Annotated in this window: 12 protein-coding genes; 9 read left to right on the top strand and 3 right to left on the bottom strand. The window is 71.4% G+C overall.

The window, feature by feature from the left end:
• Positions 1-99: 99 nt before the first annotated feature.
• The 9 genes from ACIRPU_RS05815 to ACIRPU_RS05855 all read left to right on the top strand — a co-directional run bounded on the left by ACIRPU_RS05815 (position 100) and on the right by ACIRPU_RS05855 (position 6,960).
• Positions 100-645: a hypothetical protein gene (locus ACIRPU_RS05815; RefSeq protein ID WP_403862170.1), complete on the top strand. Its 546-nt coding sequence runs from the start codon at positions 100-102 to the stop codon at positions 643-645.
• Between the two features lie 116 nt (positions 646-761).
• Positions 762-1,508, top strand: a complete 747-nt coding sequence (locus ACIRPU_RS05820) for a class F sortase (RefSeq protein ID WP_403862173.1) — start codon at positions 762-764, stop codon at positions 1,506-1,508.
• Positions 1,509-1,657: 149 nt separating this feature from the next.
• Positions 1,658-2,809: a SchA/CurD-like domain-containing protein gene (locus ACIRPU_RS05825; protein WP_403862176.1), complete on the top strand. Its 1,152-nt coding sequence runs from the start codon at positions 1,658-1,660 to the stop codon at positions 2,807-2,809.
• A 95-nt stretch (positions 2,810-2,904) separates the two neighbouring features.
• Positions 2,905-3,324: a cupin domain-containing protein gene (locus ACIRPU_RS05830; RefSeq protein WP_384125054.1), complete on the top strand. Its 420-nt coding sequence runs from the start codon at positions 2,905-2,907 to the stop codon at positions 3,322-3,324.
• The gene (locus ACIRPU_RS05835; RefSeq protein ID WP_384125048.1) at positions 3,321-4,589 is read left to right on the top strand and encodes a beta-ketoacyl-[acyl-carrier-protein] synthase family protein; all 1,269 of its coding nucleotides are present in this window, start codon (positions 3,321-3,323) and stop codon (positions 4,587-4,589) included. Before ACIRPU_RS05830 ends, ACIRPU_RS05835 begins: the two co-directional genes overlap by 4 nt.
• A complete protein-coding gene (locus ACIRPU_RS05840) occupies positions 4,586-5,836 on the top strand; it encodes a beta-ketoacyl synthase N-terminal-like domain-containing protein (protein WP_384125050.1) in 1,251 nt (416 codons plus the stop codon). Before ACIRPU_RS05835 ends, ACIRPU_RS05840 begins: the two co-directional genes overlap by 4 nt.
• A 35-nt stretch (positions 5,837-5,871) precedes the next feature.
• Positions 5,872-6,126 carry an acyl carrier protein gene (locus tag ACIRPU_RS05845; protein WP_385677740.1) on the top strand — a complete coding sequence of 85 codons (255 nt, stop codon included), beginning with the start codon at positions 5,872-5,874 and terminating at the stop codon, positions 6,124-6,126.
• Between the two features lies 1 nt (position 6,127).
• Positions 6,128-6,607, top strand: a complete 480-nt coding sequence (locus tag ACIRPU_RS05850; RefSeq protein WP_355709919.1) for an SRPBCC family protein — start codon at positions 6,128-6,130, stop codon at positions 6,605-6,607.
• A 20-nt stretch (positions 6,608-6,627) separates the two neighbouring features.
• Positions 6,628-6,960 (top strand): TcmI family type II polyketide cyclase, encoded by a 333-nt coding sequence (locus ACIRPU_RS05855; protein WP_403862181.1) that lies wholly within the window; start codon positions 6,628-6,630, stop codon positions 6,958-6,960.
• Between the two features lie 118 nt (positions 6,961-7,078).
• Here the strand turns inward: ACIRPU_RS05855 and ACIRPU_RS05860 are convergent, their stop codons facing one another.
• The 3 genes from ACIRPU_RS05860 to ACIRPU_RS05870 all read right to left on the bottom strand — a co-directional run bounded on the left by ACIRPU_RS05860 (position 7,079) and on the right by ACIRPU_RS05870 (position 11,598).
• Entirely contained in the window at positions 7,079-8,107 is a 1,029-nt protein-coding gene (locus ACIRPU_RS05860; RefSeq protein WP_355709915.1) for a methyltransferase, read from the bottom strand.
• 52 nt (positions 8,108-8,159) lie between these two features.
• On the bottom strand, positions 8,160-9,299 hold the full coding sequence (locus ACIRPU_RS05865) for a nitrous oxide reductase family maturation protein NosD (RefSeq protein ID WP_403862185.1): 1,140 nt from the start codon (positions 9,297-9,299) through the stop codon (positions 8,160-8,162).
• Positions 9,300-9,396: 97 nt separating this feature from the next.
• Entirely contained in the window at positions 9,397-11,598 is a 2,202-nt protein-coding gene (locus ACIRPU_RS05870; RefSeq protein WP_403863538.1) for a nitrate- and nitrite sensing domain-containing protein, read from the bottom strand.
• Between the last annotated feature and the right edge of the window lie 114 nt (positions 11,599-11,712).

Raw genomic sequence — 11,712 nt, forward strand, 5'->3', positions numbered from 1 at the left:
GTGCCGCGGCGACGGGCGGCTGACGGTGGATCACGTCCCGGTCGGGTCACCCGAGCTGACGATGTGTCGGCTGCCCGGTCGTGACGGAAGGACCATCAGATGCGTTCTGCTCGCATGATCCTGGCCACCGCGGCGGCTTCGGCCGCCCTCGCCATCGGCGCCCCCGGTGCCTACGCCGGTGACACGGACCACGACGACTCCTCGTACAGCAAGGAGGACAGCTCCTCGTACAGCAAGGAGGAGGACTCCTCGTACGGCAAGGAGCACGGCAAGGAAGACCAGGGCAAGGAAGACCACGGCAAGGAGGAGCACGGCAAGGAGGAGCACGACTCCCCGCACGGCGGCGTGCACACCGGCGGCGGCGCCCTCGCCTCGGTGAACGACAGCGACCACGGCGCGGCCAAGGACACCGAGAACGGCAGCTCCACCGGCGGTGAGCACGACAAGGACTCCTGGAACGGCGGCAAGGAGGAGGAGTCCGGCGGCTGGAGCAAGGAGCACGACAAGCCCAGCGGCGGCATGCACACCGGCGGCGGCGCCCTCGCCACCCCCGCGGCGACCACGGCCGGACTCGGCGTCCTCGCCGTCGCCGGCACCGGCCTCTACGCCCTGCGCCGCAAGAAGACCGCCGGAAGCGTGGCCTGACCCATGCCGGACGCGATAGCGCAGCCGCGGCCGCCACCGGTACCCCCGTGTGGCGGCCCGGCTCGCTCCCCGTGCTCTGTCCGCCCCGCTGCCGTGCCCGAATGAGGTGGTCCCCGATGGCAGTTCCCCCTTCCCCCACCCCTACTCCCTCCGACCCCGCCCATCCCTCCGGTGACGAGCCGGCGTCCACCGAAGAGGGAACCTCCCGCGCCGGCGTGATGATGATCTGCGCCGCGGTCGCGGTGCTCCTGGCGCTGAACCTGTTCGGCGGTGGCAGCGACACCTCGACCGGCATCGCCGGCCCGCCGCACGCCCCGCCCGCCGCCGGGTCGGTCCCCGCGGCCCGCGCCCCGGACGCGTCTTCCCCGGCCGGCGGGGAAGCGGACGGCGCGGACGCGGTGGGCAAGCACCTGCCGCGCTCCCGGCCCGTGCGGCTGCTCATCCCGAAGATCGGGGTCGACGCCCCCTTCGTCGACCTCGCCATCGGCGACACCGGTCAGCTGGAGCCGCCCCCCGCGAACGACGTGAACCTCGTCGGCTGGCACGCCAAGGGAGCCGCGCCCGGAGAGACGGGCACCGCGATCATCGCGGGGCACGTCGACACCAAGACCTCCCCGGCCGTCTTCGCGGGGCTCAGCGAACTGGTGAAGGGCGACCGATTCCAGGTCCTGCGGGCCGACGGCAGAAAGGCGTCCTTCCGGGTCGACAGCGTGGAGACCTTCGACAAGGCCGACTTCCCCGACGAACGGGTGTACAGCGACACCGCAGAGGCGCAGGTGCGGCTCATCACCTGTGCGGGGGCCTACGACCGGCAGGTCAAGGACTACACGGACAACCTGGTCGTCTTCGCCCATCTCGTCTGACGGCCACCCACCCGGCCACCCGCCCAGTCACCCACGTAGTTCATCCGAGTCGCGCGCTCGCGGGGACGGGCACAGGATCGAGGCACGCTGACGTCGCATCACCGCGGCCGACGTTCACCTATCCCCTCCGCGAAGGAGATGTGCGCAGGATGACCACCACGTCCGAACGTGTTGCAGGTTCGCGGGCGCGACAGGCGTCGCAACGTGTCTCCCAGTCCGTGTTCGACGGCTCCCGGCTCCGCGTCGTCCTTCTGGTCGACGTCTACGACGGGGCCCAGCAGCAGTTCCTCGAGGCGTACGAGCAGCTCTGCAACCAGGTCGCGTCCGTCCCCGGGCACGTCAGCGACCAGCTGTGCCAGTCCATCGAGAACCCCTCGCAGTGGCTCATCACCAGCGAGTGGGAGAGCGCCCCGCCGTTCCTCGCCTGGGTCAACAGCGAGGAGCACGTGGCGATGGTGGAGCCGCTGCACAGCTGCGTGCGCGACACCCGCTCGCTGCGCTTCCACGTCGTCCGCGAGACCGGCGGCCCGGCGGCGGCCCCCGACCAGGCCAAGCGCCGGCTCCAGACCGCGCCCAGGATCGGCGACGGCGTGATCCGGCACGCGCTCACCTTCACCGTCAAGCCGGGCAGCGAGGAGATCGTCGCCAAGATCCTCGCCGACTACGCCTCACCCGAGCCGCAGGTCGACGACACCACCCGGCTGTGCCGCACCTCGCTGTTCATGCACGGCAACCGCGTGGTGCGGGCCATCGAGGTGCGGGGCGACCTGCTCTCCGCGCTGCGCCACGTCTCCCGGCAGCCCGAGGTGCGGGCCGTCGAGGAGGCCATCAACCCCCATCTGGAGCAGGACCGGGACCTCAACGACCCCGAGTCCGCCCGGGTCTTCTTCACCCGGGCCGCGCTGCCGGCCGTCCACCACGTGACGGCGGAGCGGCAGGACGCGCAGGCCGAGCGGTACGCCCTGCACTACCCGACCCGGCCCGACCGCGGCATGAAGCTGGCCGAGCTGCTCGCCCGGCAGGACGAGGCGGCGGCGGACGACCCGCGCAGCCCGGTGCTGCGCAGCACGATCTTCCAGCGCGACGACGTCGTCGTCCGGCTGATCGACGTGCGCGGCGGCATCGAGGCCGCCGACCCCGTGCAGGCCCTCGGTCTGTCCGACCCCGGACAGGTGGCCGAGCTGACGACGCTCCAGGACGACGCCGCCGGCGCGTCCGCGTCGAAGGAGGGCCGTCTCGCGCGCTTCCTCGAACTGGCGCGCATGGATCTCGTCACCGACCGCCGGTCGCCCGACGCCTGATTCGTCATCACGTGGCGGGGGCGGTGCCCCGCCCCTGCCACGTCGGTGCAGTACTTCATCGGAGGAACGTCGTGATCACTTCTCGTCACAGAATCGTGGACCTCAGCGAGGTCGAGCCCAACACCCGGCGAGGCGGTGACCTGCGCGCCATGCTCACCCCGGCCACGGTGGGCGCCACCAGCGGTTTCATGGGCATGGCCCTCATCCAGCCCGGCGACCGCATCGGTGAGCACTACCACCCGTACTCCGAGGAGTTCGTGTACGTCGTGTGCGGGCAGCTGGAGGTGGACCTGGACGGTGTGCCGCACCCGCTCCAGCCCGAGCAGGGGCTCCTGATCCCCCTCAACGTGCGCCACCGTTTCCGCAACGTCGGCAAGGTGGAGGCCCGTATGGTCTTCCACCTCGGCCCGCTGGCCCCGAGCCCGCCGCTCGGCCACGTCGACACCGAGGGCACCGAAGCCGAGCCCGCGGTGGTCGGGGCGGAGTCGGCCGCGCGACGTCAGGTGCGCTCATGACGAGACGAGTGGCGGTCACCGGCATAGGCATCGTCGCCCCGGGCGGCATAGGCGTACCGGCGTTCTGGAACCTCCTGGCGGACGGGCGCACGGCGACGCGGGCCATCACGTTCTTCGACCCGTCCGGTCTGCGGTCGCGGATCGCCGCCGAATGCGACTTCGACCCGGCGGCCCACGGCCTGAACGCGACCGACGTCGAACGGTGCGACCGCTACATCCAGTTCGCCCTGGTCGCCGGGGACGAAGCGGTACGCGACGCGGGTCTCGACCTCGCCGCCGAGAACCCCTGGCGGGTCGGCGTCTCCCTGGGCACCGCGGTCGGCGGCACCACCCGGCTGGAGAGCGACTACGTCCTGGTCAGCCACGGCGGACAGCGCTGGGACGTGGACCACCGGGAGGCGGCCCCGCACCTGCACCGCGCGTTCACGCCCAGCACGCTCGCGTCGACGGTGGCGGAGCGGTTCGGGGCGCGCGGTCCGGTGCAGACCGTCTCCACGGGCTGCACCTCCGGACTCGACGCGGTCGGGTACGCCTTCCACACCGTGGAGGAGGGCCGGGCCGACATCTGCATAGCCGGCGCCTCGGACTCGCCGATCTCGCCGATCACCATGGCGTGCTTCGACGCGATCAAGGCCACCTCCTCCAACAACGACGACCCGGCCCACGCCTCGCGTCCCTTCGACGCCGACCGTGACGGGTTCGTCATGGGCGAGGGCGGCGCCGTACTCGTCCTGGAGGAGCTCGAGCACGCCCGGGCCCGCGGCGCGCACGTCTACTGCGAGCTCGGCGGCTACGCCACGTTCGGCAACGCCTACCACATGACAGGCCTGACCAGCGAAGGCCTGGAGATGGCCCGGGCCATCGAGGAAGCCCTCGACCACGCCCGGCTGGACGCCACCGCCATCGACTACGTCAACGCGCACGGGTCGGGCACCAAGCAGAACGACCGCCACGAGACCGCCGCCGTGAAGCGGGTCCTGGGCACGCACGCCTACGACACGCCCATGAGTTCCATCAAGTCGATGGTGGGCCACTCCCTCGGCGCGATCGGGGCGATCGAACTCGTCGCCTGTGTGCTGGCCCTGGCCAACCAGGTCGTACCGCCGACCGCGAACTACGAGACGCCCGACCCCGAGTGCGACCTGGACTACGTCCCGAGGGTGGCCCGCGAGCGCAAGCTCGCCAGTGTGCTCTCGGTGGGCAGCGGCTTCGGCGGCTTCCAGTCCGCGGTGGTCATGAACCGGCCGAGGGAGAAGACACGATGAGAGAACCCCTTCCACGGCGCGCGGCCGTCACGGGAGTCGGTGTGATCGCGCCCAACGGAGCCAGTACCGAGACCTTCTGGAAGTCCACCAGGGAGGGCATCAGCGTCCTGGACCGGGTGACCCGCGAGGGCTGCGAGGATCTGCCGCTGCGAGTGGCGGGCCAGGTCCGCGACTTCGACCCGTCGGCCGTGATCGAGGAGCGCTTCCTGGTCCAGACCGACCGGTTCACGCACTTCGCGATGGCCGCGGCCGACTTCGCGCTGGACGACGCTCAGCTCGGCCGGCCGGAGACCGACGGCGCGCCCTTCTCCGTGGGCGTGGTCACCGCAGCCGGCTCCGGCGGCGGCGAGTTCGGCCAGCGCGAGCTCCAGCAGCTGTGGGGCAAGGGCAGCCGGTTCGTCGGCCCGTACCAGTCCATCGCCTGGTTCTACGCCGCCAGCACCGGCCAGATCTCCATCCGCCGCGGTTTCAAGGGCCCCTGCTCGGTCGTCGCCGCCGACGAGGCCGGCGGCCTGGACGCCCTCGCCCATGCGGCACGGGCGGTGCGCCGCGGCACCGATGTGATCGTGGCCGGGGCGACCGAGGCGCCGATCGCGCCCTACTCGATGGTCTGCCAACTCGGCTACGAGGAACTCAGCACGGTCGACGACCCGACCCGCGCCTACCGCCCGTTCACCGCCGCGGCCTGCGGGTTCGTGCCCGCCGAGGGCGGCGCCATGCTCGTGGTGGAGGCGGAGTCCGCGGCCCGGGCACGGGGCGCGCGGGTGCGGGCCCACCTGGCCGGACACGCCGCGACCTTCACCGGGGCCGCCCGCTGGGAGGAGTCCCGGGAGGGGCTCGCCCAGGCCGTCCGGCAAGCCCTGGAGGAGGCCGACTGCGCTCCCGAGGAGATCGACGTGGTCTTCGCCGACGCCCTCGGCGTACCGGCGGCGGACCGCGCCGAGGCCCTGGCGATCGCCGACGCCCTCGGCGCGCACGGCACCCGTGTGCCCGTCACTGCGCCGAAGACCGGGATCGGCCGGGGCTACTGCGCGGCGCCCCTGATGGACGCCGCGGCGGCGGTGCTCGCGATGGAGCACGGCGTGATCCCACCCACCCCCAACGTCTTCGACATCTGCCACGACCTCGACCTCGTGACCGGCCGGGCCCGCACCGCCGAAGTACGCACGGCGCTGGTCCTGAGCCGGGGACTCATGGGGTCGAACTCGGCGCTGGTGCTGCGGCACGGCGCCACCGACGCCTCGTAGCGAGGCGCCGTGGAGCAGTAGAGGAAGGGAATGGCATGACTGACCGCATCACTGTGGAAGAGCTGGCCGAACTCATGAAGAAGTCCGCCGGCGTCACCGTCGCCCCGGAGGACCTCCGCCGCGACGACGCGGGCTTCGACCGCCTGGGCGTCGACTCGCTCGGCCTGCTGGGGATCGTGGGCGAGCTGGAGAACCGGTACGGCACGCCGATGCCTCCCGACGCCGAACGCTCCAAGTCGCCCCGGCAGTTCCTCGACCTCGTCAACAGTGCCCTCATGACAGGAGCGTGAGATGACCGGACACACGCAGAACGAGATCACCATCGCGGCGCCTCTCGACCTGGTCTGGGAGGTGACCAACGACCTGGAGAACTGGCCCCGGCTGTTCAGCGAGTACGCCTCCGTCGAGATCCTCTCCCGGGAGGGCCGCCGGACGACGTTCCGGCTGACCATGCACCCGGACGAGAACGGCACCGTGTGGAGCTGGGTCTCGGAGCGCGAGCCGGACCGCGACACGCTCACCGTCAAGGCCCGCCGGGTCGAGACGGGTCCCTTCGCCCACATGGACATCCACTGGCGGTACGAGGAGGTGCCGGCCGGTACGCGGATGATCTGGACGCAGGACTTCGCGATGAAGCCGGAGGCGCCGGTCGACGACGAGTGGATGACCGACAACATCAACCGGAACTCCAAGGTCCAGCTGGGCCTGATCCGGGACCGCATCGAGAAGACCGCCGCCGAGCGCGGCGCAACCCCCGGTCTGACCGACTGAGCCGGACGGAGAACAGCACCATGCACCAAGCTCTGATCGTCGCCCGGATGGCCCCGGGATCGGCGCCCGACATCGCCAAGGTGTTCGAGGAGTCCGACCGGGGAGAGCTGCCGCAGCTCGTCGGCGTGACCCGGCGCAGCCTGTTCCAGTTCGGCGACGTGTACATGCACCTGATCGAGTCCGAGCGTGAGCCCGGGCCCGCCATCGCCAAGATCACCGGACACCCGGAGTTCCGGGACGTCAGCGAGCGGCTGGCCGCGTACGTCAGCGCGTACGACCCCGAGACCTGGCGTTCCCCGAAGGACGCCATGGCGCAGCGCTTCTACCTCTGGGAGCGCGAGCCGGCCGGCTGACCGCCGCCGACCATCACCGGTCGCCGGGCCCGCGACGCTGCGGGCCCGGCGACCGGTGGTCTGTGTGTGTCTTTCGCTGAGGGACACAGGCATGCGGGAGTACGGGGACGCGGTCGGATCAGCCGGGTACGTGGCAGTCGAACGCGTGCAGGTACGGGTTGACCGGGCTGATGTCGTCGATGACGAGGCCCGCCTCGGTCAGCCGGTCCACCATGCTCTGGGTGGTGTGCTTCGCCCCGCCGACGTTGAGGAGCAGCAGCAGGTCCATCGCGGTGCTGAACCGCATCGAGGGCGAGTCGTCGACGAGGTTCTCGATGACCACGACCCGTGTCCCGGGGCCGCCCGCCTCCCGGACGTTGCGCAGCGTGCGGGCCGTGCTCTCGTCGTCCCACTCCAGGATGTTCTTGATGACGTAGACGTCGGCCTTCACCGGGACGGCCGTACGGACGTCGCCGGGCACCACGCGCGCACGGTCCGCGAGGTCGCCGCCCGCGAGCAGACGCGGCACCGCGTTCTCCACCACCCGGGGGAGGTCGAGCAGCGCTCCGCGCATCGAGGGGTACTTGTCGAGGAGGCTCGCCACCACGTGCCCCTGGCCGCCGCCGATGTCGGCGACCGACGAGCTCCCCGTGAGGTCGAGGAACTCCGCGACGTCCCGCGCCGACTGCACGCTGGAGGTCGTCATGGCGCGGTTGAAGACGTCGGCCGACTCCGGTGCGTCCTCGTTCAGGTAGGGGAAGAACTCCTTGCCGTAGAGGTCCTCCACCACGTTGCGGCCGGTGCGCACCGCCTCGTCCAGCATCGGCCAGGCGTCCCAGGTCCACGGCTCGGTGCACCACAGCGAGATGGCGCGCAGGCTGTTCGGGTCGTCCTCGCGCAGCAGCCGGGAGACGTCGGTGTGCGCGAACGTCCCGTTCGGCCCTTCGGTGAAGACGCCGTAGCAGGACAGGGCCCGCAGGAGCCGTCGCAGCGGGCGGGGTTCGGTCTTCACCGCGGCCGCGAGGTCCTCCACGGCCATGGGGCTGTCGCCGAGGGCGTCGGCGACGCCCAGCCGGGCGGCCGCGCGCAGGGCGGCGGCACATGCCGCCCCGAACGCGAGTTCCCGCAGTCGCATCGACGGCGGAGGGGCAGACTGAGCGGTCGTCATGTGCCGCCTTCCTTCCTGCTTGGAGTTCGTGGAGGTCGTGGCGTTCGTGGGGTCAGCACAGACCGGCGGGCTTCGACGTGCGGCAGGAGTTGCCTTCGAAGGTGTTGCCCTTGCCGGTGTCGGTGTTGACGAGGTCCGGCGAGTTGCCCCGCAGCAGGTTGTCGCTGATCCGGTTCCGGTCGCTGGTCGTGCCCACGAAACTCTTGAACAGGACGATGCCGCCGGACAGCGGGGACTTGCCGACGTTGTCCTTGATCACGTTGTGGGTGACCAGGCTGTCCTCGGCGCCGGTCAGGACGATGCCGGTGCCCTGGAGGGCGTCCAGCCGGGCGGTCTTCGGGCAGGACTTGTTGTTGCGCTCGATGCGGTTGTCGCGCACCGTCACGAAGCCGGCCTTCGGCTTGTTCTCGTCGCCGACGACGAACACGCCCGCGCAGTTGCCCGTGAGCTGGTTGCCCGCGAGGGTCAGGTTGCGCAGCCGGCGGACGGTGACGCCGATCCGGTTGCCCTCCAGCCGGTTGTGCTCGACCACGGTTCCCTCGGTGTCCGTGGCGCCCAGCTCCTCCTTGACGGAGTTGGCGAGGAACAAGCCCGCGTCGCCGTTGTCCCGGGCGGTGTTGTCATGGAACAGGCCGTGCACGGACTGCTCCGTGGCGATGCCCCACACGCCGTTCTTCTCCGCGGTGACGCGCCGCACGGTCAGCCCGTCGGCCTCGGTGGCGTAGACGCCGGTCTTGGCGAAGCCGGTCACCTTCAGGGAGGCGATCGTGACGCCGTCGACGTTGTGGTCCTTCGTGCCCACGACACAGATGCCGTTGCCGCTCGCGGCACAGCTGGTCGCGGCCTTCGTTCCCTGCGAGCCCTGCGAGCCCTTCGAGGTGTCCGACCCGGTGCTGGGGGCGGTGCTCGGGGCCGTGCTGACGGTACTCGCGCCCGCGGCCGGCTCGAGCACCGTGCCGCGGCCCACGCCGCGCAGGGTGAGCCCGGGCGTGCTCACGTCGACGCTCTCGTGATAGGTGCCGAAGGTCAGCAGAACGGTGTCGCCCGGCTGCGCGGCGTCCACCGCCTTCTGGATGGATTCCCCCGGGTGGACCACATGGACCGTGTGATCGGCGACCGGCGGAGCGGCACCGAGCCCCGTCCCCATCAGCGCTGCGGTGCACGCCAAGTACGCGATATGGCATTTCTTCATATTGTGCACGGTATGACCGGAGGGCCCGGAAACGCGGAGATGGGCCATCCGGTGGCGTGTCCCGCCGCCGCCCGCCCCCGCCCCGGCTCCGGGGGTGTCAGTCGGAGGGCGGGCGGCGGCGGTTGCTCCGGGGTGTGCGTCGGGAGAGTCGTCGCGGGCGGGCGTCGGCCGGCGGGGGCTCCGCTGCGGGCCGCGTCCCGGCCGGCTCGTCGTGCCATGACTCGTAGTCCGTGAACGCGTCGCCGGAGTCCTGGCCGCCGGGAGAGATCGCGGCGCCCGCGTACTCGGACTCCGGGGCGGTCTTGAGCAGGGCCAGTGTCAGGGTGTCGGAGTCGGGCAGGGAGCCGGGCAGCGGCCGGATGACCGTGTCGGGCAGCATGACGAGGGACGTCGTGCCGGACTTCTCGCCGGAGGGGCGCAACTGGACGCGGATGCCGTGCCGTTCGGCGAGCCTGCCGACCACGAACAGCCCCATGTGCTGGGAGATGTCGACGTCGACGGTGGGCGGGTCGGCCAGCTTGCGGTTGATCACCGCGAAGTCGTCCGCCGCCAGCCCGATGCCCTCGTCGTGGATCTCGACCGTGATCCGGCCGTCGGGGAGCCGCACCGCGCTCACCCGCACCTGCGAGTGCGGGGAGGAGAACACCGTGGCGTTCTCCAGCAGTTCGGCGAGCAGATGCACGAGGTCGGGCACGGCCGGGCCGTCGATCTGGGCCTCCGGCAGTCCGGAGAGCCGGATGCGCTCGTACTGCTCCACCTCCGAGCAGGCCGCGCGGACCACGTCGACCAGCGGCAGCGGCCGGTCCCACTGCTCGGCGGGCCGCTCACCGCCGAGCACCAGGAGGTTCTCGCCGTTGCGGCGGACCCGGGTGGCGAGATGGTCGAGCCGGAAGAGGTTCGCCAGCTGCTCCGGGTCGGTCTCGTTGTCCTCCAGGCTGGTGATGAGGGCCAGTTGACGTTCGATCAGGGACTGGCCGCGGTGCGAGAGGTTGGTGAAGATCGCGTTGATGTTGCCCCGCAGCAGGGCCTGCTCGGCGGCCAGCCGGACCGCCTCGCGATGGACGAGGTCGAAGGCGCGGGCCACCTCGCCGATCTCGTCGGTGCTGTCGATCGGGATCGGGACGACCCGGGTGTCCACTTCGCCGGCGTCGGGCCGGGACATCTGGTCGATGAGAGCGGGCAGCCGTTGGCCCGCGATCTCGATGGCGGAGGCGCTGAGACGGCGCATCCCGGTGCTCATCGTGCGGGCCACCCAGGAGGCCAGCAGGAAGGCCACGAGCACCGAGGCGAGCACGAGCGCCGCGTTGGTGACGGCGTCCCGGCGCGCGTCGTCGGCGATGTCGTGGGCGCTCGCGAGCGCGTCGTCGGTGAGGTTCACCTGGATGCCTCGGTAGGCGTCGAAGCCCAGCGTGGACGCGGCGAAGAACGACTCGGGTGTGATGCCCCGCGCGGCCAGCTCCTCGGCCGGCTTTCCGTCGGCGATCTCGGCGATCATCTCGTCGATGCCGGGTGGGGTGACGAACGTCCGCCCCGCCGCCGCGGCCTGTGCGGCCGCCGCGGCGGTCTGCTGCCTGCCCCGCTCCTCGGCGGCGGTCAGCGCCTGCTGAAGCCTCGTCACGTCCTCGGCGGTGCCGGCGCCCGCGTACTCCTGGAGCCCCACCTGCTCGAGGTAGGCGTACGAGCGGAACGAGGCCAGCTGGGACGCCAGTTCGCCCGTGGCGAGCCGGTCGCGGTCCTCCACCAGCAGATGCGTGCCGATGGACCGGATCAGGGACTCGGCCGCCTGGGTCAGGGACACGGCGTAGAGCGTGCGGCCGATGCTCGCCTGGCTGCTGCTGCCGAAGCCCAGTTCGTTCGAGATCTCCATCAAGGGGTGCTGGACGGTGTGGTAGCTCTCCTCCGTCTGCACTCCGGACATCCGGGAGGTGAACGCGTTGGCCCGCACGGCGGCGAGCTGCGCCTCACCGGCGCGGACCACTTGTACGCGCCGGACGAGACCGCCGGTCTTCGGCATCCGGGCGACCGCCGCGTCGAACACCCGCGCGTCCGCGTCCGTGATCTTCCGGGCCTGTACGACCGTGTCGGATTCCCTGGCGCCCGTCAGCAGGGGGATGACCGACAGATCGCGTTCGTTGATCGCGTCGCTCGCGTATTTGTTCGCCGCCTGGATCAGCTCGGCCACGCGGACCGCGTCGTCGGCGTCCTGCCAGGTGTCGACCGAGCGTTTCACCCGTACGCCCCCGAGCACGAGGGCGACGAGCACGGGAATCAGCAGCACGGCCCGAAGCCGTCTGGCCAGGGGCCAGTTGCGGGTGAGGGGCTTTCTTCGTCCCTCGACCGCGGGTGAGTTCTTCGGCACGATCGACCTATCGCCTGTGGAGCGCCTCGCGCGTGACGCGCCGGGTACCCCTCA

The organism is Streptomyces sp. NPDC102259 (assembly GCF_044766465.1).
Taxonomy (GTDB): domain Bacteria; phylum Actinomycetota; class Actinomycetes; order Streptomycetales; family Streptomycetaceae; genus Streptomyces.

What these genes read in the sequence shown, in the direction of transcription:
- ACIRPU_RS05815 (WP_403862170.1), top strand. Translation starts at nt 100, where the DNA reads ATGCGTTCTGCTCGCATGATCCTGGCCACCGCGGCGGCTTCGGCCGCC.
- ACIRPU_RS05820 (WP_403862173.1), top strand. Translation starts at nt 762, where the DNA reads ATGGCAGTTCCCCCTTCCCCCACCCCTACTCCCTCCGACCCCGCCCAT.
- ACIRPU_RS05825 (WP_403862176.1), top strand. Translation starts at nt 1,658, where the DNA reads ATGACCACCACGTCCGAACGTGTTGCAGGTTCGCGGGCGCGACAGGCG.
- ACIRPU_RS05835 (WP_384125048.1), top strand. Translation starts at nt 3,321, where the DNA reads ATGACGAGACGAGTGGCGGTCACCGGCATAGGCATCGTCGCCCCGGGC.
- ACIRPU_RS05840 (WP_384125050.1), top strand. Translation starts at nt 4,586, where the DNA reads ATGAGAGAACCCCTTCCACGGCGCGCGGCCGTCACGGGAGTCGGTGTG.
- ACIRPU_RS05845 (WP_385677740.1), top strand. Translation starts at nt 5,872, where the DNA reads ATGACTGACCGCATCACTGTGGAAGAGCTGGCCGAACTCATGAAGAAG.
- ACIRPU_RS05850 (WP_355709919.1), top strand. Translation starts at nt 6,128, where the DNA reads ATGACCGGACACACGCAGAACGAGATCACCATCGCGGCGCCTCTCGAC.
- ACIRPU_RS05855 (WP_403862181.1), top strand. Translation starts at nt 6,628, where the DNA reads ATGCACCAAGCTCTGATCGTCGCCCGGATGGCCCCGGGATCGGCGCCC.
- ACIRPU_RS05860 (WP_355709915.1), bottom strand. Translation starts at nt 8,107, where the DNA reads ATGACGACCGCTCAGTCTGCCCCTCCGCCGTCGATGCGACTGCGGGAA.
- ACIRPU_RS05865 (WP_403862185.1), bottom strand. Translation starts at nt 9,299, where the DNA reads ATGAAGAAATGCCATATCGCGTACTTGGCGTGCACCGCAGCGCTGATG.